This is a genomic window from Pseudothauera nasutitermitis, from assembly GCF_004801295.1.
Classification (GTDB): Bacteria; Pseudomonadota; Gammaproteobacteria; order Burkholderiales; family Rhodocyclaceae; genus Pseudothauera; species Pseudothauera nasutitermitis.
Window position 1 is genome coordinate 41,870 of sequence record NZ_SSOC01000001.1, and the last position, 20,288, is coordinate 62,157.

The following is a 20,288-nucleotide window of genomic DNA, read 5'->3' on the forward strand; positions in this document are numbered from 1 at the left end:
CGTGAAACCCCTGCCTTACCCCCCCAGGGGGGCGCAGGCCTTCCTTGGGGCGGCCCGGCGGGAGGCCTGGGATGAGAATCGCGTTGGGGGTGGAGTACGCCGGCGATGCCTTTCTCGGCTGGCAGAGCCAGCCGCACGGGCGCGGCGTGCAGGATGCGCTGGAGCAGGCGCTGGCGGGCATCTGCGCGCATCCGGTGCGCGTGCATTGCGCCGGGCGTACCGATGCCGGGGTGCATGCCAGCGCGCAGGTGGTGCATTTCGATACCGCCAGCGTGCGCCCGCCCGGCGCCTGGGTGCGCGGGGTGAATGCCTTGCTGCCCGCCGCCGTGGCGGTGCGCTGGGCGGTGGAGATCGATGAGGATTTCCATGCCCGCTACCGCGCCGTCGCGCGGCGCTACCGCTATCTGCTGCACAACACACCGGTGCGGCCGGCCTTGCTGGCCGGGCGGGTGGGCTGGTTCCATTCGCCGCTGGACGTGGAGCGCATGGCCGCCGCCGCCGCGCTGCTGCGTGGAAGGCATGATTTCAGCGCGTTCCGCGCGGCGGGCTGCCAGGCGCGCACACCGGTGCGCGACCTGTACCAGGCCGAGGTGACGCGGCACGGGGAGTACGTGGTGTTCGACTTCCATGCCGACGGTTTCCTGCATCACATGATCCGCAACCTGGTCGGCGCGCTGTGCTACGTCGGCAAGGGCAAGCATCCGCCGGCATGGATCGGCGAATTGTTGATGCAGCGCGACCGTACCCGCGCGGCGCCGACCTTCATGCCGGACGGCCTGTATCTGTGCGGGGTGGACTATCCGGCGCGGTGGTCCCTGCCCGACGAAGGGCGTATCATCGCGCTGCCCCGGATTCCCCTGATCTGAATGTCCCGTACCCGCATCAAGATCTGCGGCCTGACTCGGCCGGAAGACGTACGCGCCGCCGTCGAGGCGGGCGCGGACGCGATCGGTTTCGTGTTCTATCCGCCCAGCCCGCGCCATGTGGATGTCGAGCGCGCGGCGGAGCTTGCCGCGCTGCTGCCGCCCTTCGTGACCGCGGTGGGCCTGTTCGTCAATGCGGACGAGGCATATGTACGCCAGGTGCTGGCGCGTGTGCCGCTGCAGTTGCTGCAGTTCCACGGCGACGAGGATGAGTCCGAGTGCGCGCGCTACGGTCGGCCGTGGATCAAGGCGGCGCGGATGCGTGCCGGAGTCGATCTGGTAGAATTCGCGGCTTCCCATCCCGGGGCGCGAGGAATTCTCCTCGATGCTTTCGTGGATGGTTATGGCGGCGGCGGCAAGGTGTTCGACTGGTCGCTGATTCCGCATGGCTTCGCGCGTCCGCTGGTGCTGTCGGGCGGCCTTGCGCCGGACAACGTCGCCGAGGCGGTGCGGCGGGTGCGTCCCTGGGCGGTGGATGTGTCCAGCGGGGTCGAAGCCGCCAAGGGCATCAAGGACGCCCGCCTGATCACCGCTTTCATCGCCGGAGTTCGCAATGCAGATGGCTGACACGCCTTATCCGTTTCCCGACGCCAGCGGCCACTTCGGCCCCTATGGCGGCGTGTTCGTCGCCGAGACGCTGATCCCGGCGCTCGACGAACTGCGCGTGGCGTATGAAGCCGCGAGCCGGGACCCCGCATTCATCGCCGAATACGAATACGAACTGGCCCATTACGTCGGCCGCCCCAGTCCCATCTACCACGCCCGGCGCTGGTCCGACATGCTCGGCGGCGCGCAGATCTACCTGAAGCGTGAGGATCTCAACCATACCGGCGCGCACAAGGTGAACAACTGCATCGGCCAGGCACTGCTCGCCAGGCGCATGGGCAAGCCGCGCGTGATCGCCGAGACCGGCGCCGGCCAGCACGGCGTGGCCAGCGCCACCGTGGCGGCGCGCTACGGCATGGAATGCGTGGTGTACATGGGCGCCGAGGACGTCAAGCGCCAGGCCGCCAACGTGTATCGCATGAAGCTGCTGGGTGCCACCGTGGTGCCGGTGGAATCCGGTTCGCGCACCCTCAAGGACGCGCTCAACGAAGCCATGCGCGACTGGGTCACCAACATCGGCAATACCTTCTACATCATCGGCACGGTCGCCGGCCCGCACCCCTATCCAGTGATGGTGCGCGACTTCCAGACGGTGATCGGCAAGGAATGCAAGGTGCAGATGGCCGAGATGGCGGGCCGCCAGCCCGACTACGTGATCGCCTGCGTGGGCGGCGGCTCCAACGCCATCGGCATCTTCCACCCCTATCTCGACGTGCCGGGCGTCAAGCTGGTGGGCGTCGAGGCCGCCGGCGACGGCATCGACACCGGCCGCCACGCCGCGCCGCTGACCGCCAACGCCAAGGCCGGCGTGTTGCACGGCAACCGCACCTACTTGATGCAGGACGAGGACGGGCAGATCATCGAGACGCATTCGATCTCCGCTGGCCTGGATTACCCCGGTGTGGGCCCCGAGCACGCCTGGCTGAAGGACAGCGAGCGTGCCGAGTACGTCGCGGTGACCGACGCCGAGGCGCTCGCTGCCTTCCATACGCTGTGCCGCACCGAGGGCATCATCCCGGCGCTGGAGTCTTCCCACGCGCTCGCCCAGGCCGCCAAGCTGGCGCCGCAACTGGGGCGCGACAAGATCCTGCTGGTCAATCTTTCCGGCCGCGGCGACAAGGACATGCACACCGTCGCCGAGCGTTCGGGCATCCGTTTCTGACTCTACCGGGGCGTGTCGAACGCCCCGCCGCGTGTATACGAACATGTCGAAAATCCAAGCCAGCTTTCAGCGTTTGCAGGCCGCCGGCCGCAAGGCGCTGATTCCCTTCATCACCGCCGGCGATCCCGATCCAGCGTTGACCGTGCCGCTGATGCACGCGCTGGTCGAGGGCGGCGCGGACGTCATCGAACTGGGCGTGCCGTTTTCCGACCCGATGGCCGACGGCCCGACCATCCAACGTGCCTCCGAGCGCGCGCTGGCCAAGGGCATGAGCCTGCGCAAGGTGCTGGGGCTGGTGCGCGAATTCCGCCAGACCGATACGGACACCCCGGTGGTGCTGATGGGCTACGCCAATCCCATCGAGGCCATGGGACAGGGTGCCTTCATCGAGGCCGCGGTGGCCGCCGGCGTGGATGGCGTGCTGGTGGTCGATTACCCGCCGCAGGAGTGCGTGGAGTTTTCCACCGCCGCCAAGGCCGCCGGGCTCGATCCCATCTTCCTGCTCGCGCCGACCTCGCTGGACGAGCGTTTCGCCGAGGTGGCGCGCGCGGGCAGCGGCTATATCTACTATGTGTCGCTGAAGGGCGTGACCGGTTCGGCCAGCATCGACCTCGACGAGGTCGCCCAGCGCATTCCGCAGATCCGTGCCGCCGTGGGCCTGCCGGTGGGCGTGGGGTTCGGCATCCGCGATGCGGAATCCGCGCGGTGCATCGGCGAACTGGCCGACGGCGTGGTGATCGGCAGCCGCATCATCGAAGAAATCGAAAACAGTGCCCCGGACCAGGTCACGGTCCGGGTGCGGGACTTCATCCGGGGCATCCGCAGCGCCCTGGACCAGATCGGAGAAACGGCCCGATGAGCTGGCTGCAGAAACTGCTTCCCCCGAAGATCAAGCGCGCCGAGGTCAGCGCGCGCAACAAGTCCATTCCGGAAGGCCTGTGGAGCAAGTGCACGGCCTGCGAGGCGGTGCTCTACCGCTCGGATCTGGAAAGCAACCTCAATGTGTGCCCCAAGTGCGGCCATCATCAGCGCGTCCGCGCGCGCGCGCGGTTGGACATGCTGCTCGACGCCGAGGGGCGCTTCGAGATCGGCGCCGAGGTGGTGCCGGTCGATCCGCTCAAGTTCAAGGACTCGCGCCGCTATACCGAGCGCCTGTCGGCGGCCAACAAGGACACCGACGAGGCCGACGCCATGGTGGTCATGCAGGGCGCCATCCAGACCGTGCCGGTGGTGGTGGCCTGCTTCGAATTCGAATTCCTCGGCGGTTCGATGGGTTCGGTGGTCGGCGAACGCTTCGTGCGCGGCGCCAGGGCCGCGCTGGAGCAGCGCCTGCCCTTCATCTGCATCACCGCCACCGGCGGCGCGCGCATGCAGGAAGGGCTGTTCTCGCTGATGCAGATGTCCAAGACCACTGCGGCCATCACCCAGCTTGCCCAGCGCAAGCTGCCCTTCATCACCATTCTCACCGATCCGACCATGGGCGGGGTATCCGCCAGCTTCGCCTTCATGGGTGACGTGGTGATCGCCGAGCCGGGCGCGCTGATCGGCTTCGCCGGCCCGCGCGTGATCGAGCAGACCGTGCGCGAGAAGCTGCCGGAAGGCTTCCAGCGTTCCGAGTTCCTGCTGGAGAAGGGCGCCATCGACCTGATCGTCGACCGCCGCCAGATGCGCGCCAAGCTGGCCGAACTGCTCACCCTGCTGACCCGCCAGCCGGCGGTCGGCGCCTGAGCGGCGCCCGTCCATGCCGGCAGCGAAAACGCCGGCCAGTACCGCAGACTGGCTGGCGCTGATCGAACAACGCCATGGGCAGGCCATCGAACTGGGCCTGGAGCGGGTATGCCGCGTGCGCGATGCGCTGGACGCGCGCAGCGCTGCGTTGATCCTCACGGTCGGCGGCACCAACGGCAAGGGTTCCACCTGTGCGATGCTGGAGACCATTCTGGTGGCCGCCGGCTATCGCGTCGGCTGCTACACCTCGCCGCACCTGCTGCGCTACCACGAGCGCGTGCGCATCGACGGGCGCGAGATCGACGATGCCGCGCTGGCGGCTGCCTTCGCGGCGGTGGAGGCCGCGCGCGGCGACACGCCGCTGACCTACTTCGAGCACGGCACGCTGGCCGCCTGGTGGGCGTTCTGCCGCGAGCCGCTGGATGCCATCATCCTCGAAGTGGGCCTGGGCGGGCGGCTGGACGCGGTGAACGTGTTCGATGCCGATTGCGCCATCGTCTCCAGCGTGGCCATGGATCACATGGATTTCCTCGGCGGCACGCGCGAACGGATCGGTTTCGAGAAAGCTGGCATTTTCCGTGCCGGCCGCCCGGCGGTGTGCGGCGATCCGCAGCCACCCGCCAGCCTGATCGCCCATGCCGAGGCCATCGGTGCGCCGCTGTGGATCAGCGGGCGCGATTTCGGCTTTGGCGGCGACCGTCAGCAGTGGGGCTACTGGCGCTATGCCGCGCCGCCCGCGCAGGGGGTGCTGACGCGCCGGGGTGGGCTGGCCTATCCGGCGCTGCGCGGCGTCAACCAACTGCTTAACGCCTCGGCGGTGCTGACCGCCCTGGACCTGGTGCGCACGCGCCTGCCGGTGCCGATGCAGGCGGTGCGCGAGGGCCTGATGCTGGTCGAGGTGCCCGGCCGCTTCCAGGTACTGCCCGGGCGCCCGGCGGTGGTGCTCGACGTGGCGCACAATCCCCAGGCCGCCGGCGTGCTGGCCGAGAACCTGGGCAGCATGGGGTTCTATCCGGGGACCTGGGCGGTGCTCGGCATGCTGGGCGACAAGGACGTCGAAGGCGTGGCGGCGCTGCTGCGCGAGCGCGTCGACCACTGGCTGCTCGCCAGCCTGCCCGGACCGCGCGGCCTGTCGTCCGAAGAGCTCGCCGTGCGTCTGCGCGCCGCCGGCATCGACGCGGATGCAAGCTGTTTCGATTCGCCGCGCGAGGCGTATGCGGCAGCGCGGAAAAGCGCCGCCGAGGGTGATAGAATCGTCGCCCTTGGTTCCTTTCTGACCGTGGCCGATGTGCTGGCCGCGATCCGTGCCGAACGCCACTGAGGTGAGCGCGTGACCGACACAGACAACGTCGAGCTGAAAAAGCGCTCGCGGCGTCGCCTGGTGGGCGCAGCCGCGCTCGCGCTGCTGGCCGCCATCATCCTGCCGATGGTGATGGACCAGGAGCCTGGCCCTTCCGGCCAGGATATCCAGATCACCATTCCCGACCGCGATGCCGAGTTGTCGCGCCCCATCGCCGGGCGCGCGCCGCTGAACGTCGAACCCGACGTAGCGCCACCGCCGCAGGAGCAGCCGCCCGCACCGCCGGCGGCCCCGGCGCCGCAAACAGCGCCGCCGGAAAGCCGTCCCCCCGCCACGCCAGCGGCACCGCCCGCCGCGCAGCCGCAGCAGCCGGCACCCCCCGCACAGACGAAACCGCCCTCCCAGCCTGCCGCCGCACCGCAGCAGCCCGCGCCCGCCACCCGGCCGCCGGCACAGCCGCCGCAGGACGAGGCCGCGCGCGTGCGCGCCATCCTGGAAGGGCAGACGCCGCCTCCGGCCGCGCCGGCAGCGGCCAACGGATTCGTGGTGCAGATTGCCGCGTTCGGCGAATCCGCCCGTGCCGAGGCGCTGGCCGCCGAATTGAAGGGCAAGGGCTTCGCCGCCTATACCGAGCGGGCCGGCACGGTCACCCGGGTGCGTGTCGGGCCGTTCGGCAACCGCGCCGAGGCCGACCGGGCCGCCGAGCGGCTGAAGACGCTGGGGCAGAATCCAGTGGTGACCGCGCGGTAGACGGCTGCGGATGACGGTTTTCGATTACGTGTTTCTCGGCGTGCTGGCGCTGTCGGCCGCCATCGGCATGTGGCGCGGGCTGGTCAGCGAGGTGATGGCGCTGGTGGCCTGGATCCTCGCCTTGTTTCTGGCCTGGCGTTATGCCAACGAGGGCGCGGCGTTGTTCTCCGGGATGATCGCGGAGCCGGCATGGCGGCATGTGGCCGGGTTCGCGCTGATCTTCGTGGTGGTCCTGCTGCTCGCCGCGCTGGTGCGTTTTCTGCTGCGCGAATTGCTGCGCGCGATCGGGCTGGGCACCGTCGACCGCTTCTTCGGTGCCGTGTTCGGTCTGGCGCGCGGCTTGGCGATTGCGTTTGTTGTGGTGTTGCTGGGTGGCATGGTGGGGATTTCGCGTGAGCCCTGGTGGTCCAACGCGTTGTTCGCGCCGCCGCTCGAAACGGCGGTAATTGCCGCCAAACCGTGGCTGCCCGATGCGGTGGCCGATCGAGTCCGTTTCAGATAGGCAGGTCTTCCATGTGCGGAATCCTTGGGGTGGTCGCCACCTCTCCGGTGAATCAGTTGCTCTACGACGGGCTGCAGGTGCTCCAGCACCGGGGGCAGGACGCGGCGGGCATCGCCACCTCGGAAGAGGGGCGCTTCCACATGCACAAGGGGCCCGGCCTGGTGCGCGACGTGTTCCGCACGCGCAACATGCGCAACCTGACCGGCAACTGGGGCATCGGCCACGTGCGCTACCCCACCGCCGGTTCGGCCTACAACCCGGCCGAGGCACAACCCTTCTACGTCAATTCGCCGTTCGGCCTGCTGCTGGCGCACAACGGCAATCTGACCAATTCCGAAGAGCTCAAGCGCGAGATGTTCCTCGCCGATCTGCGCCACATCAACACCAATTCCGATTCGGAAGTGCTGCTCAACGTGCTCGCGCACGAGCTGCAGCATGCCGCCAACGGGCTGAAGCTCGATGAAGAGGCGGTGTTCCGCGCGGTGGCCGGCGTGCACCGGCGCTGTCGGGGCGCCTACGCGGCGGTGGTGATGATCGCCGGCTACGGCCTGCTCGCCTTCCGCGACCCCTACGGCATCCGCCCGCTGGTGGTGGGGCGCAACGATACCGCCGAAGGCACCGAATGGATGGTGGCCTCGGAATCCGTGGCACTGGACGTGCTGGGCTACAAGCTGCTGCGCGACGTGGCGCCGGGCGAGGCGATCCTGGTGGATACCGCCGGCAACTTCAAGAGTCGCCAGTGTGCCGAGCGCACGGTGGAAGCGCCGTGCATGTTCGAGTTCGTCTATCTGGCGCGCCCGGATTCGATCATCGACGGGGTGTCGGTGTACGAATCGCGCGTGAAGATGGGCGAATTCCTCGCCGACAAGCTCAAGCGCACGCTGCCGCACGTGAACATCGACGTGGTCATCCCGATTCCCGACTCCAGCCGGCCGGCGGCCATGGAAATGGCCCACAGGCTGAACCTGCCGTACCGCGAAGGCTTCGTGAAGAACCGCTACATCGGCCGCACCTTCATCATGCCGGGGCAGGCCACGCGCAAGAAATCGGTGCGCCAGAAGCTCAACACCATTCCGCAGGAATTCCGCGGCAAGTCGGTGCTGCTGGTCGATGATTCCATCGTGCGCGGCACCACCAGCAAGGAAATCGTCAGCATGGCGCGCGAGGCCGGCGCGGCCAAGGTCTATCTGGCCTCGGCGGCGCCGCCGGTGCGTTACGCCAACGTGTACGGCATCGACATGCCGACGCGTACCGAACTGATCGCCTCCGACCGCGACGAAGCACAGATCTGTGCGGAAATCGGTGCCGACGGACTGATCTACCAGGATCTGTCCGATCTGAAGGCGGCTGTGCGCGCGGTCAATCCGGGCATCAGCTTCTTCGAGACTTCCTGCTTCGACGGCTGCTACGTCACCGGCGACATCACCGCCGAGTACCTCGACGGCGTGGAGAATCTGCGCGCCGAGAGCAAGCCGGCCCGCCCGGAGGATGGCGAGGACGGTCAGCTGGATCTGAACCTGGTAGCCGCCAACGACCAATAAAACAAGGCAACGCGATGGATTCCCTGGATTTCGACACCCTGGCGGTACGCGCCGGCATCGAGCGCAGCCAGTTCAACGAACACAGCGAGGCCCTGTATCTGACCTCCAGCTTCGTGTTCCAGAACGCGGCGCAGGCGGCTGCGCGTTTTTCCGGCGAGGAGGCGGGCAACGTCTATGCGCGCTTCTCCAACCCGACGGTCACCGCCATGCAGCAGCGCCTGGCCGCGCTGGAAGGCGCACAGGCCTGCGTGGCGACCGCCTCGGGGATGTCGGCGATCCTTGCGCTGGTCATGGCCACCCTGCAGGCCGGTGACCATATCATCGCCTCGCGCGGGCTGTTCGGCGCCACGCAGCAGTTGTTCGGCAACATCCTGAACAAGTTCGACATCGAAACCAGCTTCGTGCCGGCCACCGACCTGGCCGCCTATCGCGCCGCCCTGCGGCCGCGTACCCGGCTGGTGTTCGTCGAAACCCCGTCGAATCCGCTCACCGAGGTCGTCGATATCGCCGCCGTGGCGCGCATCGCCCACGAGGCGGGCGCCCTGCTGGCGGTGGACAACTGCTTCTGCACGCCGGCCCTGCAGCGCCCGCTGGAATTCGGCGCCGACGTGGTGGTGCATTCGGCCACCAAGTATCTGGACGGCCAGGGGCGCGTGCTGGGCGGCGCGGTGGCCGGGCGTGCCGAGGTGGTCGAGGAGGTGTTCAAGTTCCTGCGCACCGCCGGGCCGTGCATCTCGCCGTTCAACGCCTGGATCATCCTGAAGGGCCTGGAAACCCTGCGCATCCGCATGGAAGCGCAATCCGCCGCCGCGCTCGAACTGGCACGCTGGCTGGAAACCCGGCCCGGCGTGCGCCGCGTGCATTACCCTGGCCTGTCTTCGCACCCGCAGCACGAACTGGCGATGCGCCAGCAGCGCACCGGCGGGGCGATCGTCAGCTTCGAGGTCGAGGGCGGCCGCGAGCACGCCTGGCGCGTGGTCGATTCCACCCGGGTGATCTCGATCACCGCCAACCTGGGCGATACCAAGACCACCATCACCCACCCGGCGTCCACCACCCATGGCCGGATCAGCGCCGAAGCGCGCGAGGCGGCGGGGGTTTCCGAGGGCTTGCTGCGCATCGCGGTCGGCCTGGAGTCGGTCGAGGACCTGAAGGCCGATCTGCTGCGCGGGTTGTCCGGCTGAGTCGCTGCGGGCGCCGCATCGCGGCCGGGGCTGTTCCTACGGAGTCGTCGGCTCGTTGCTGTGGAGGCGCCCGCCCTCCAGGGCGAGATAACGTGCCTCGCTGTGCCAGTCCGCCAGCACCCAGCGCTGGCAGGGGCGGCCGTCGATCAGCAGGTCGTGGCGCGCCGGGCGGTGAGTGTGGCCGTGCACCAGGATCGGATAGCCGTGTTCGCGCAGCAGGGTTTCCACGGCGGCGCGATTGACGTCCATGATCGCCATCGGTTTCTCCCGCTTTCCCGCTTCGCTGCGCTGGCGCAGGCTTTCGATGAAGGCCTTGCGTTCGGCCAGCGGACGGGCGAGGAAGGCGGCCTGCCAGGCCGGGTCGCGCACCTGGCGGCGATAGGCCTGGTAGGCGTCGTCGTCGGTGCACAGCAGGTCGCCGTGGCTGAGCAGCAGGCGCTGACCGTCGAGTTCGAGGACGAAGGGGTCGGGCAGCAGGATCAGCCCGGCGCGTTCGGCATAGGCCGGGCCGAGCAGGAAATCCCGGTTGCCGGCCATGAAATGCACGCGTGTGCCGGTCTCGGCCAGGGCGCGCAGGGCATCGGCGATGCGCAGGTTGAGCGGGGCGTCGTCATCGTCGCCGGCCCAGTACTCGAACAGGTCGCCCAGAATGTACAACGCCGGGGCGGTTCGGGCCGGCCCGGCGAGGAAGGCGAGGAAGGCCTCGACGGTTTCGGGGCGTTCCTCGGCCAGATGGAGATCGGCGATGAACAGTGCCTGCACCGCCGTCTTCCGTGCCTGCGTGTTCAGACGATTTCCGCGCGCTCGATCAGCACGTCTTCCACCGGCACGTCCTGGTGGAAGCCCTTGGAGCCGGTCTTCACCGCGCGGATCTTGTCGAGCACGTCCAGGCCTTCGCTGACCTGGCCGAACACGCAGTAGCCCCAGCCTTGCGTGTCGGGCGAGCGGAAGTTGAGGAAGTCGTTGTCGGCGACGTTGATGAAGAACTGCGCGGTGGCCGAATGCGGCGCCTGGGTGCGCGCCATGGCGATGGTGCCGCGGTTGTTCTTCAGGCCGTTGTCGGCTTCGTTCTTGATCGCCTCGCGGGTCGGCTTCTGGTTCATGCCGGGTTCGAAGCCGCCGCCCTGGATCATGAAGCCGTCGATGACGCGGTGGAACACCGTGTTGTCGTAGTGGCCGGATTCGACGTAGGCGAGGAAGTTCTCGACGGTTACCGGGGCCTTCTCGGCGTCCAGTTCCAGGGTGATGGTGCCGAGGCTGGTGTGCAGCTTGACGGCCATGTGTGTTCTCCTTGTGGTGTTGGGGGTGTGGCGCTCAGCGCGCCTCGTTGAGCACGCGGGCGCTGTTGACCACGATGTGTTCGGCCGGCACGTTCTGGTGGAAGCCGATGTTGCGCACCGGCAGTTTGGCGATCTTGCGCACCACGTCCATGCCCTCGGTGACCTTGCCGAACACAGCGTAGCCCCAATCGTCCGGCGAGGGGAAGTCGAGCGAGGCGTTATCCACCAGGTTGATGAAGAACTGCGCCGAGGCCGAATGCGGGGCCTGCATGCGGGCCATGGCCAGCGTGCCGGCCTGGTTCTTCAGGCCGTTGCGGGCCTCGTTCTCGATGGGCGCGCGGGTGGGCTTCTGGGTCATGCTGGCGTCGAAACCGCCGCCCTGGATCATGAAGCCGTCGATGACACGGTGGAACACCGTGCCATTGTAGAAGCCGCTGTTCACGTACTCCAGGAAGTTGGCGACGGTCTTGGGCGCCTTTTCCGGGTACAGCTCCACGGTGATCTTGCCCTGGGTGGTATCGAACTCCACCAGCGGGTTGGCGGCATTGGCCAGCGGCATACAGGCGAGCAGGGCGAGCAGGGCGAAAAAGCGTTTCATCGGCGGGTCTCCTTCGGTTTGCCGGGCGGGGGCTTACGCGCGCCCTTCGTAGATGATCTTCCAGCGCCCGTCTTCCTTGATCCAGTACTGGCGCTTGCGCATGCGGTCGGAGTAGCCGTCGCTGCTGTATTCCTGGTCGAAGGTGATGTCGATCATCTCCTTCTCTCCGGGCATGCGGAACATGCTGATGTTCTGCATGCCGACCCGGATGCGGGCGTTGGCGCTGAGCACACGGCTTTTCTGTGCGGCCCAGGTTTCGTAGTCCTGCTGACGGTCGCTGCGGAAATCCCTGGAGTAATGGGCCAGGTAGCGCTGTGCGTCGGCGCTTTCCCAGTCGGTGCGCCAGGTCTCGATGGCTTCGTTGAGCGCGCTGCGCTCGGCCTGCCAGTCGTCCAGCGACAGCCACTCGATCTCGTTGGAGATGATCACCGGGGTCAGCCCGGGCTGTACATAGTTGGCCAGGGTGATGAGGTCCTGGTTGGAGAGCGCCACGCAGCCTTCGGTGGAACGCGGGGTGCGCGCGTAGTTGTCGCTGGGCGTGCCGTGCAGCCAGATGCCGTAGCCGGTGCGGCCCAGGCGGCGGTCCCAGGTGTTCGGGTAGTTGAGCGGAAAGGCACCGCTGCCGTACAGGTCGGGCAGCTTGGCGGCTTCGATGCGGGAGGTGACGTGGTAGACGCCCAGCGGCGTCTTGTTGTCGCCCTCGTACTGCTTGGCCGAGCCGGCCTTGCCGTGGGTGGAGTAGAAATCGGCCACGAAGCGCGGCTTGCCGTTTTCGTTGCGATAGACGTACAGCCGGGCGCGTTCAGTGTCGACCACCACCGCGTACTCCTGGTCGGCGCGCATCTGCAGCAGATAGCGCGGCACATAGTCGGCCATGCCCGGACGTTCGCGGTAGGCGCGCAGGCGGGCGACGGCTTCTTCGCGCAGGGCCTGCACGCGGTCGGCGTGTTCGCTGACCTCGCCGAAGGTAGACAGCGGGCGGGTACGGGCAAGCAGCAGATCGCCGCGGATCAGATGCCCCAGGCGGAAGGTCGGATAGGCCTGCAGCAGAGCCTCGGTGCGGTCGAGCGCGGCGTCCAGGCGGTTGGCCTCGATCTCGGCGAACACCTGCCGCAGGGCGGCTTCCGGTCCGGCATCGGAGATGCGCCGGTCTTCCGGGGCGGCGGCCAGTTGTGCCGCAGCCAGGGCCAAGGTGCCCGCCAGCAGTGCCGCACGCGGGCGAATGCGCGAAAACAGGGAAGGCTTCATCGCCCCACGCGCTCCTGAGTGATCTGCCACTGGTTGCCGCGGCGCACCAGATCCAGGGTCTTCATGGTACTGGCGTTGAAGTCCACCGAACGGTAACGCTGCAGGAAGCGTACCGAAGCCTGGTCACCATTCACGCTGACCTGCGGGCTGTCCACTTCCACGGTGATCTTGCCGGGCTTGTTCAGGCGCTGTTCGCGTTCACGTTCCCAGGCCTGCCGGGAACGGCCGCCCGGCACCTGGAAGCTGGCGTCATAGTGGCTGAAATAGGCCTTCACATCCTGGCGTGCCCAGGCGTCGGCCCAGGCCTGTACAGCAGACAGCACGGTGGTTTCGACGGCGTTGTCGCCGGCGGCCGGCGCGGCGGGTTGTGCCGGTGTGGCGGCGGCCGTGGTCTGCGCCGGGGCAGTGCCGGCCGGAACCGGCGGTTCCGGTTTTGCCGGCGCGGCGGCAGGCGCGGGTTCCACGGGTTTGGCCGGCGCGCTCGCGGCCGGCGGAGGCGGCGCGGCCGGAGCCTGGGCGGTCTGTGCCGGCGCGGGAGTCTCCTGCGCCGCCGGGGGGCGGGCGGCTGCGGGCGGCGCCGCGACCGGCGTCGAGGCACTGGCGACGACCAGCGGGGCGCTGGCCGCCGGGCCGAGATCGCGGATCAGCGCCAGGGTGGAGCGCGGCGCGGTGCTGCGGCGGGTTTCGCGGCCATCGTCGAGCTGCAGCGCGCGCTCGTAGGCATCGTTGGCCAGACGGGCGTACAGATCCGCCAGATTGGTGTGCGCGGTGGCGTAGCTAGGGTGCGTGCGGATGGCGCTCTCCAGCGCGCTGCGCGCCTTGTCGTAGTCGCGCTGCTGGGCGTAGAGCACCGCCAGATTGTTATAGGGTTCCGGCAGCTGCGGGAAATCCTCGGTGAGCTTCTGGAAGGCGGCGATGGCTTCCGCGCTGCGGTTCAGTTCGGCCAGCGCCACGGCCCGCAGGAAGCGCGCTTCGGCATCCCTGGGATTGGCCGAGGCCAGCCGGTCGGCGGCGGCGAGCGCGCGTTCGGCCTGCCCCTGTTGCAGCAGGTTGCGGACGTTCTGTGCGGCTTCCGAGGCAAGGAGGGCGGGCGAGCCAAAAGACAGGGCTGCGGCCAGGGTGCCCAGGGCGACGTAGGGACGGATTCTCATGTACTATAATGCGTTGATTTTCGGGAAATGTCCCGGCGACACAGCGGGCGATTCTACCAATAACCGCGGATGTCCCACAATCGAGCCAAGGCGGATCGCGGGCCGCCTGATCGACACCGGCGGGTTCGTTTCGAACCCGCTTTTTATTGTTCGTTCCCCCGCTGGCGCGGTGGTCGGCCGACCGCCGCGCCAGGTACTCGGATTTTGTCATGCTAGCGATTCATAACACCCTGACCAAGAAGAAGGAAACGTTTACCCCCATCGAGCCGGGCAAGGTCCGCATGTACGTGTGCGGCATGACCGTGTATGACTACTGCCACCTCGGCCATGCCCGCGTGATGGTGGTGTTCGACATGGTGGCGCGCTGGCTGCGCGCGAGCGGCTACCAGGTGACCTATGTACGCAACATCACCGACATCGACGACAAGATCATCCGCCGCGCGGGCGAGAACGGCGAGTCGATCCGCGCGCTGACCGACCGCTTCATCGCCGCGATGCACGAGGACGCCGATGCGCTCGGCGTGCTGCGCCCGGACCACGAGCCGCGCGCCACCGACTACGTGGCGCAGATGCAGGACATCATCGACAAGCTGCAGAAGAACGGTTTGGCCTACGTGGCGGCCAACCGCGACGTGTGCTATTCGGTGCGCAAGTTCCCGTGCTACGGCAAGCTGTCCGGCAAGTCGCTGGACGAACTGCGCGCCGGCGAGCGCGTGGATGTGGCCGCCGACAAGCAGGATCCGCTGGATTTCGTGTTGTGGAAGCACGCCCGCACGGAAGAACCGGAAGAAGTGAAGTGGGCCTCGCCATGGGGCACCGGCCGGCCGGGCTGGCACATCGAGTGCTCGGCGATGAGTTCCGAACTGCTCGGCGATCACTTCGACATCCACGGCGGCGGGCAGGATCTGCAGTTTCCCCACCACGAGAACGAGATCGCCCAGTCGGAAGGCGCGCATGGCCATGCCTTCGTGAATTACTGGATGCACAACGGCTTCGTGCGCGTGGACGACGAGAAGATGTCCAAGTCGCTGGGCAACTTCTTCACCATCCGCGACGTGCTCGAGAAGTTCGATCCGGAGGTGGTGCGCTTCTTCATCCTGCGCGCGCACTACCGTAGCCCGCTGAACTATTCCGACACCCACCTGGAAGACGCGCGCAACGCGCTGACCCGTCTGTACACCGCGCTGAAGAACGTGCCGGCGGGTGCGGCGGCCTCGGTGGATTGGCAGGAAGCCCACGCGCGGCGCTTCCAGGCCGCGATGGATGACGACTTCAATACCGCCGAGGCGGTGGCGGCGCTGTTCGAACTGGCTTCCGAGGTCAATCGCAGCAGTTCCGCCGCGCTGGCCGGGCAGTTGAAGGCGCTCGGCGGCGTGCTCGGTCTGCTGGAGCGCGATCCGCGGGCCTTCCTGCAAGGCGGCGAGAGTGACGAATCCGCGCGCGTGGAAGCGCTGATCGCCGCGCGCGCGGCGGCCAAGAAGGCCAAGGATTACGCCGAGGCCGACCGCATCCGCGCCGAATTGCTGGCCGGCGGCATCGTGCTGGAGGATTCGGCGCAGGGCACCACCTGGCGGCGCGCCTGAGGCGTGCTCAGCGGGTGAAGTTGCCCCGGCTGATCACGCTCAGGTCCACATAGTCCAAGCCCACCTGGCGGCGCGCGGAAAACTGCATGCGCAGCCCGCCCGCGTCCCAGTTGCCCATGCCCTGCAGGGCGCCGATCAGTTTCTCGCGATTCAGTTCGCGGCCGGCGCGGCGCAGCCCTTCGGCGAAGGTCTTGGCGGCCAGGAAGCCTTCCAGGGCGGTATACGAATAGGGCTGGCCGGCCTGGTCGGCGAGCTTGCGGTATTCGCGCACCACGCTGTGGTCGAGGCGGAAGGGCGAGGGCACCACCTGGGCGATCACCAGGCCGTGGGCATCCGCGCCCAACTCGCGGATCAACTGGCGGCTGCTGATCACCGACAGGCCGTACAGCATCGGCCGCGCGTCGGTGAGGCGCAGCGCGCGCAGGAAGGCCGCAGAACTGTCGCCCGCGGTCACCAGGATCAGCGCGGCCGGATTGGCGGCCACCACCCGGCGCGCGGCATTCGGCGCATCCGCGCCGCTGGAGGCGATGGGGGCGACCACTGCGGGCAACAGCTGGTGGCGCCGCAGTGCCTGTTCAGCGGCGACCAGACCGGCCTGGCCGAACGGGTCGGCATGGTGCACCACGCCGATGGCGCGTACCCCCAGGGTGACCAGGTGCGAAACCATGGCGTCGATCTCCTGCGCGTAGGAAGCACGCAGGTGGAAAACATAGGGATCGGCCGGTTCGCGCAGGGCGTCGGCGCCCGTATAGGGTGCGAAGAACGGCACGCGCGCGCGGCTGGCCAGCGGCACGGCGCGCACGCTGGGGCCGGTGCCGAAACAGCCGAACAGGGCGAAGACCTTTTCCTGCTCGATCAGCCGGGCGACGTTGGCGGCGGCCTTGTCCGGATCGTAGGCGTCATCGAGCGAAAGCAGGGCAATGCGCCGGTTGTTGACGCCGCCGCGGCCGTTGAGATCGTCGAAGTACAGCGTGGCGCCGGACAGGTATTCGCGGCTGAGCTCGGCGAGTGGACCACTGAGAGCGCCGGAATGGCCGAGCAGGATGGTTTCGTCGGTGATGCCTTGCTGGGCTTGCGCCGGCGCGGCGGCGAGCAGGGCAGCGCAGCCGGCCAGCAGGATGGCCGGGCAGAGGGTGCGCAGCAGCTTCATGAGGTCTCCCGTTTCCCATGTTGCGGTTCTTGGCGGTGGAAGGCGCCGAGAGGCGCGTTGCGGCCTGGGCGGCCGTCTGATGATCCATCCGCCCGCCAGTATAGCCAAGAAGCCACGCCCACGGCCATGCTTCGGGAATGCTCCGTTGGCATGGCGGCGGGCGTGTCGGGAACGGTCCGGTGTTGTGAATCAGGGCGTGAAGAACTCGCGCACCTTGTGGCTGCGCCGAAAAGTACGTGATCTATGTCCCGAAGAATTCACATACTTTTTGACTGCGTCGCAAGGTCCGCCGTCAAGGTGTAAAAAATTCGCGGACCTTGTCCATCCAGGACTTGGCCTTGGGGTTGTGGCGTTCGGCATCGCCGCGCGAGAGCTCCTCGAACTCGCGCAGCAGGTCGCGCTGGCGCTCGGTGAGATCCACCGGGGTTTCCACCAGCACGTGGCACATCAGGTCGCCGTGGGCGTGGCTGCGCACGTTCTTGATGCCCTTGCCGCGCAGGCGGAAGACCTTGCCGGTCTGCGTCTCAGCGGGGATCTTCAGGCGGGCCATGCCGTCCAGCGTGGGAATTTCGATCTCGCCGCCGAGCGCGGCGGTGGTGAAGCTGATCGGCATCTCGCAGTGCAGGTCGTCGTGGTCGCGCTCGAACACCGGGTGCTTGCGGATGTGGATTTCCACGTACAGGTCGCCCGGCGGGCCGCCATTGACGCCCGGTTCGCCGTGGCCGGCGTGGCGCAGGCGCATGCCCTCGTCGATGCCGGCGGGAATCTTCACTTCCAGCGTCTTCTGCTTCTTCACCCGGCCGGCGCCGTGGCAGCTGGTGCACGGGTCGGGGATGATGCGGCCGCTGCCGTGGCACTTCGGGCAGGTCTGCTGGATGGAGAAGAAACCCTGCTGGATGCGCACCTGGCCGGCGCCGCCGCAGGTCGGGCAGGGCTTGGGCTGGGTACCGGGTTTGGCGCCGCTGCCGTGGCAGGTGTCGCACTCTTCCACGGTGGGGATGCGGATGGTCTTCTCGGCGCCGCGCGCGGCTTCTTCCAGCGAGATTTCCAGGTTGTAGCGCAGGTCGGCGCCGCGATAGACGTTGGAGCGTCCGCCGCCGCGCCCGCCGCCGAAGATCTCGTCGAAGATGCCGCCGAAGGCATCGCCAAAGTCGCCGAAGCCTTGGCCGCCGCCGGGGCCCGCGCCCACCGAGGGGTCGACGCCGGCATGGCCGTAGCGGTCGTAGGCGGCCTTCTTCTGCGCGTCGGAGAGCACCTCGTAGGCCTCCTTGGCCTCCTTGAACTTCTCCTCGGCTTCCTTGTTGTCCGGATTGCGATCCGGATGGTACTTCATGGCCAGCTTGCGGTAGGCCTTCTTGATCTCGTCGTCGCCAGCGTCGCGGTTGACGCCGAGCACTTCGTAAAAATCGCGTTTCGACATGGTGGGTCGCTCAGGCTGATTTGAGTCATCCCGGCCTGAAGGCCGGGGCTTCCTCGCCACAGGTTTGAAGAGCCTTCGGCTCTAGGGGCACTCGTCTCGCTGACCCCGCCATGAATGGCGGGCTTGCTCTCGATCCATGGTCATGCAAAGGCCGAACCCGCGCCGGAGGCGGGCTCCGGCGGGGGTTCGGCCGTTGGGTTGCCGCCCGGCGGGCGCTTACTTGTTGTCCTTCACCTCGGTGAATTCGGCATCCACCACGTCGGCATCGGCCGCCTTGCCGCCGTTCGCGGCGGCTTCCGGCTGGGCGCCGGCTTCGGCCTGCTGCTGGGCGTACATCTTTTCGCCCAGCTTCTGGCTGGCCTTGGCGAGCGCCTCGCTCTTGGCTTCGATGACGGCCTTGTCGCTGCCCTGGATGGCCTCTTCGGCTTCCTTGATGGCGGCTTCGATGGCGGCCTTCTCGTCGGCGTCGAGCTGCTCGCCGTGTTCGCCGAGCGCCTTCTTCACCGAGTGGATCAGGGTGTCGAGCTGGTTGCGCGCATCGACCAGTTCGTGCGCCTTCTTGTCTTCCTCGGCGTGCGCGGCGGCGTCCTGCACCATGCGCTCGATCTCGGCGTCCGACAGGCCGGAGTTGGCCTGGATCTTGATCTTGTTCTCCTTGCCGGTGGCCTTGTCCTTGGCGGAGACGTGCAGGATGCCGTTGGCGTCGATGTCGAAGGTGACCTCGATCTGCGGCATGCCGCGCGGCGCCGGCGGGATGTCGGACAGGTTGAACTGGCCCAGGCTCTTGTTGCCGGCGGCCATCTCGCGCTCACCCTGCAGCACGTGGATGGTCACCGCGCTCTGGTTGTCGTCGGCGGTGGAGAACACCTGGCTCGCCTTGGTCGGGATGGTGGTGTTCTTCTGGATCAGCTTGGTCATCACACCGCCCAGGGTTTCGATGCCCAGCGACAGCGGGGTGACGTCGAGCAGCAGCACGTCCTTGACCTCGCCCTGCAGCACGCCGCCCTGGATGGAGGCGCCCACGGCCACGGCCTCGTCCGGGTTCACGTCCTTGCGCGGCTCCTTGCCGAAGAACTCCTTGACCTTCTCCTGCACCTTGGGCATGCGGGTCTGGCCGCCGACCAGGATCACGTCGTCGATGTCGGAAACCTTCAGGCCGGCATCCTTCAGCGCGATGCGGCAGGGCTCGATGGAGCGTTCGACGAGGTCTTCCACCAGCGCTTCGAACTTGGCGCGGGTGATCTTCACCGCGAGGTGCTTCGGACCGCTGGCGTCGGCGGTGATGTAGGGCAGGTTGACTTCGGTCTGCGTGCTGGAGGACAGCTCGATCTTGGCCTTTTCGGCGGCTTCCTTCAGGCGTTGCAGGGCCAGTACGTCGTTCTTCAGGTCGACGCCCTGTTCCTTCTTGAACTCGGTGACGATGTAATCGATCAGGCGCTGGTCGAAGTCCTCGCCGCCGAGGAAGGTGTCGCCGTTGGTGGCCAGCACTTCGAACTGGTGCTCGCCGTCGAGGTCGGCGATCTCGATGATGGAGATGTCGAAGGTGCCGCCGCCCAGGTCATACACGGCGATCTTGGAGTCGCCCGGCTTCTTGTCCATGCCGAAGGCGAGCGCGGCCGCGGTCGGCTCGTTGATGATGCGCTTGACTTCCAGGCCGGCGATCTTGCCGGCGTCCTTGGTGGCCTGGCGCTGGCTGTCGTTGAAGTAGGCCGGCACGGTGATGACCGCTTCGGTGACTTCCTCGCCGAGGTAGTCCTCGGCGGTCTTCTTCATCTTGCGCAGCACTTCGGCGGACACCTGCGGCGGGGCGATCTTCTTGCCGCGCACTTCCACCCAGGCGTCGCCGTTGTCGGCCTTGGCGATGGTGTAGGGCATCAGGTCGATGTCCTTCTGCACTTCCTTCTCTTCGAAGCGGCGGCCGATCAGGCGCTTGATGGCGAACAGGGTGTTCCTGGCGTTGGTGACGGCCTGGCGCTTGGCCGGTGCACCGCACAGGATTTCGCCGTCTTCGGCGTAGGCCACCACCGACGGGGTGGTGCGCGCGCCTTCCGAGTTTTCGATGACTTTCGGCTTGCCGCCTTCCATCACGGAGACGCAGCTGTTGGTGGTGCCGAGGTCGATACCGATGATCTTGCCCATTTGAGGTCCTTTGTTTTCCTGAA

At 67.6% G+C, this 20,288-nt stretch carries 19 protein-coding genes; 11 read left to right on the top strand and 8 right to left on the bottom strand.

The window, feature by feature from the left end; genetic code table 11:
- The first annotated feature begins 71 nt into the window (after window positions 1–71).
- From truA to E6C76_RS00275, 10 genes are read left to right on the top strand one after another with little or no spacing between them, the layout of a single operon-like run.
- Window positions 72–866 carry a tRNA pseudouridine(38-40) synthase TruA gene (gene truA, locus E6C76_RS00230; RefSeq protein ID WP_136346267.1) on the top strand — a complete coding sequence of 265 codons (795 nt, stop codon included), beginning with the start codon at window positions 72–74 and terminating at the stop codon, window positions 864–866.
- Window positions 867–1,490 carry a phosphoribosylanthranilate isomerase gene (locus E6C76_RS00235; protein WP_136346268.1) on the top strand — a complete coding sequence of 208 codons (624 nt, stop codon included), beginning with the start codon at window positions 867–869 and terminating at the stop codon, window positions 1,488–1,490. It abuts the gene before it with no gap.
- Window positions 1,477–2,691 (top strand): tryptophan synthase subunit beta, encoded by a 1,215-nt coding sequence (trpB, locus tag E6C76_RS00240; protein ID WP_136346269.1) that lies wholly within the window; start codon window positions 1,477–1,479, stop codon window positions 2,689–2,691. The genes E6C76_RS00235 and trpB overlap by 14 nt, the downstream gene beginning before the upstream one ends.
- A 43-nt stretch (window positions 2,692–2,734) precedes the next feature.
- Window positions 2,735–3,550 carry a tryptophan synthase subunit alpha gene (trpA, locus tag E6C76_RS00245; RefSeq protein WP_136346270.1) on the top strand — a complete coding sequence of 272 codons (816 nt, stop codon included), beginning with the start codon at window positions 2,735–2,737 and terminating at the stop codon, window positions 3,548–3,550.
- On the top strand, window positions 3,547–4,419 hold the full coding sequence (gene accD, locus E6C76_RS00250; protein WP_136346271.1) for an acetyl-CoA carboxylase, carboxyltransferase subunit beta: 873 nt from the start codon (window positions 3,547–3,549) through the stop codon (window positions 4,417–4,419). The genes trpA and accD overlap by 4 nt, the downstream gene beginning before the upstream one ends.
- A 13-nt stretch (window positions 4,420–4,432) precedes the next feature.
- Window positions 4,433–5,740 carry a bifunctional tetrahydrofolate synthase/dihydrofolate synthase gene (folC, locus tag E6C76_RS00255; RefSeq protein WP_136346272.1) on the top strand — a complete coding sequence of 436 codons (1,308 nt, stop codon included), beginning with the start codon at window positions 4,433–4,435 and terminating at the stop codon, window positions 5,738–5,740.
- A 9-nt stretch (window positions 5,741–5,749) separates the two neighbouring features.
- The gene (locus tag E6C76_RS00260; protein WP_136346273.1) at window positions 5,750–6,469 is read left to right on the top strand and encodes an SPOR domain-containing protein; all 720 of its coding nucleotides are present in this window, start codon (window positions 5,750–5,752) and stop codon (window positions 6,467–6,469) included.
- Between the two features lie 10 nt (window positions 6,470–6,479).
- Window positions 6,480–6,971 (top strand): CvpA family protein, encoded by a 492-nt coding sequence (locus tag E6C76_RS00265; protein ID WP_136346274.1) that lies wholly within the window; start codon window positions 6,480–6,482, stop codon window positions 6,969–6,971.
- Window positions 6,972–6,982: 11 nt separating this feature from the next.
- Complete coding sequence (gene purF, locus E6C76_RS00270; RefSeq protein WP_136346275.1) at window positions 6,983–8,512, top strand: amidophosphoribosyltransferase; 1,530 nt, start codon at window positions 6,983–6,985, stop codon at window positions 8,510–8,512.
- A 14-nt stretch (window positions 8,513–8,526) separates the two neighbouring features.
- Window positions 8,527–9,696 (top strand): O-succinylhomoserine sulfhydrylase, encoded by a 1,170-nt coding sequence (locus E6C76_RS00275; protein WP_136346276.1) that lies wholly within the window; start codon window positions 8,527–8,529, stop codon window positions 9,694–9,696.
- A 36-nt stretch (window positions 9,697–9,732) separates the two neighbouring features.
- Here E6C76_RS00275 and E6C76_RS00280 read toward each other — a convergent pair whose 3' ends face one another.
- The 5 genes from E6C76_RS00280 to E6C76_RS00300 are packed head-to-tail and all read right to left on the bottom strand — an operon-like array spanning window position 9,733 to window position 13,973.
- On the bottom strand, window positions 9,733–10,458 hold the full coding sequence (locus E6C76_RS00280; RefSeq protein ID WP_136346277.1) for a UDP-2,3-diacylglucosamine diphosphatase: 726 nt from the start codon (window positions 10,456–10,458) through the stop codon (window positions 9,733–9,735).
- A gap of 23 nt (window positions 10,459–10,481) precedes the next feature.
- Entirely contained in the window at window positions 10,482–10,976 is a 495-nt protein-coding gene (locus E6C76_RS00285) for a peptidylprolyl isomerase (RefSeq protein ID WP_136346278.1), read from the bottom strand.
- A gap of 34 nt (window positions 10,977–11,010) precedes the next feature.
- Complete coding sequence (locus E6C76_RS00290) at window positions 11,011–11,574, bottom strand: peptidylprolyl isomerase (protein ID WP_136346279.1); 564 nt, start codon at window positions 11,572–11,574, stop codon at window positions 11,011–11,013.
- Between the two features lie 33 nt (window positions 11,575–11,607).
- The gene (locus tag E6C76_RS00295; RefSeq protein ID WP_136346280.1) at window positions 11,608–12,822 is read right to left on the bottom strand and encodes a L,D-transpeptidase family protein; all 1,215 of its coding nucleotides are present in this window, start codon (window positions 12,820–12,822) and stop codon (window positions 11,608–11,610) included.
- Window positions 12,819–13,973, bottom strand: a complete 1,155-nt coding sequence (locus E6C76_RS00300; RefSeq protein ID WP_136346281.1) for a nuclear transport factor 2 family protein — start codon at window positions 13,971–13,973, stop codon at window positions 12,819–12,821. Before E6C76_RS00300 ends, E6C76_RS00295 begins: the two co-directional genes overlap by 4 nt.
- Window positions 13,974–14,182: 209 nt before the next feature.
- On the opposite strand from E6C76_RS00300, the gene cysS reads away from it, so the two are divergent.
- Window positions 14,183–15,556 carry a cysteine--tRNA ligase gene (cysS, locus tag E6C76_RS00305; RefSeq protein ID WP_136346282.1) on the top strand — a complete coding sequence of 458 codons (1,374 nt, stop codon included), beginning with the start codon at window positions 14,183–14,185 and terminating at the stop codon, window positions 15,554–15,556.
- 7 nt (window positions 15,557–15,563) lie between these two features.
- Here the strand turns inward: cysS and E6C76_RS00310 are convergent, their stop codons facing one another.
- From E6C76_RS00310 to dnaK, 3 genes are all read right to left on the bottom strand, one after another.
- Entirely contained in the window at window positions 15,564–16,706 is a 1,143-nt protein-coding gene (locus E6C76_RS00310; RefSeq protein WP_136346283.1) for an ABC transporter substrate-binding protein, read from the bottom strand.
- A 292-nt stretch (window positions 16,707–16,998) separates the two neighbouring features.
- Complete coding sequence (gene dnaJ, locus E6C76_RS00315; protein ID WP_136346284.1) at window positions 16,999–18,126, bottom strand: molecular chaperone DnaJ; 1,128 nt, start codon at window positions 18,124–18,126, stop codon at window positions 16,999–17,001.
- 216 nt (window positions 18,127–18,342) lie between these two features.
- Window positions 18,343–20,265: a molecular chaperone DnaK gene (gene dnaK / locus E6C76_RS00320; RefSeq protein ID WP_136346285.1), complete on the bottom strand. Its 1,923-nt coding sequence runs from the start codon at window positions 20,263–20,265 to the stop codon at window positions 18,343–18,345.
- Window positions 20,266–20,288: the final 23 nt, after the last annotated feature.

Coding starts and splice junctions, on each gene's coding strand:
- truA (WP_136346267.1), top strand. CDS start 72: ATGAGAATCGCGTTGGGGGTGGAGTACGCCGGCGATGCCTTTCTCGGC.
- E6C76_RS00235 (WP_136346268.1), top strand. CDS start 867: ATGTCCCGTACCCGCATCAAGATCTGCGGCCTGACTCGGCCGGAAGAC.
- trpB (WP_136346269.1), top strand. CDS start 1,477: ATGCAGATGGCTGACACGCCTTATCCGTTTCCCGACGCCAGCGGCCAC.
- trpA (WP_136346270.1), top strand. CDS start 2,735: ATGTCGAAAATCCAAGCCAGCTTTCAGCGTTTGCAGGCCGCCGGCCGC.
- accD (WP_136346271.1), top strand. CDS start 3,547: ATGAGCTGGCTGCAGAAACTGCTTCCCCCGAAGATCAAGCGCGCCGAG.
- folC (WP_136346272.1), top strand. CDS start 4,433: ATGCCGGCAGCGAAAACGCCGGCCAGTACCGCAGACTGGCTGGCGCTG.
- E6C76_RS00265 (WP_136346274.1), top strand. CDS start 6,480: ATGACGGTTTTCGATTACGTGTTTCTCGGCGTGCTGGCGCTGTCGGCC.
- purF (WP_136346275.1), top strand. CDS start 6,983: ATGTGCGGAATCCTTGGGGTGGTCGCCACCTCTCCGGTGAATCAGTTG.
- E6C76_RS00275 (WP_136346276.1), top strand. CDS start 8,527: ATGGATTCCCTGGATTTCGACACCCTGGCGGTACGCGCCGGCATCGAG.
- E6C76_RS00285 (WP_136346278.1), bottom strand. CDS start 10,976: ATGGCCGTCAAGCTGCACACCAGCCTCGGCACCATCACCCTGGAACTG.
- E6C76_RS00290 (WP_136346279.1), bottom strand. CDS start 11,574: ATGAAACGCTTTTTCGCCCTGCTCGCCCTGCTCGCCTGTATGCCGCTG.
- E6C76_RS00295 (WP_136346280.1), bottom strand. CDS start 12,822: ATGAAGCCTTCCCTGTTTTCGCGCATTCGCCCGCGTGCGGCACTGCTG.
- E6C76_RS00300 (WP_136346281.1), bottom strand. CDS start 13,973: ATGAGAATCCGTCCCTACGTCGCCCTGGGCACCCTGGCCGCAGCCCTG.
- cysS (WP_136346282.1), top strand. CDS start 14,183: ATGCTAGCGATTCATAACACCCTGACCAAGAAGAAGGAAACGTTTACC.
- E6C76_RS00310 (WP_136346283.1), bottom strand. CDS start 16,706: ATGAAGCTGCTGCGCACCCTCTGCCCGGCCATCCTGCTGGCCGGCTGC.
- dnaJ (WP_136346284.1), bottom strand. CDS start 18,126: ATGTCGAAACGCGATTTTTACGAAGTGCTCGGCGTCAACCGCGACGCT.
- dnaK (WP_136346285.1), bottom strand. CDS start 20,265: ATGGGCAAGATCATCGGTATCGACCTCGGCACCACCAACAGCTGCGTC.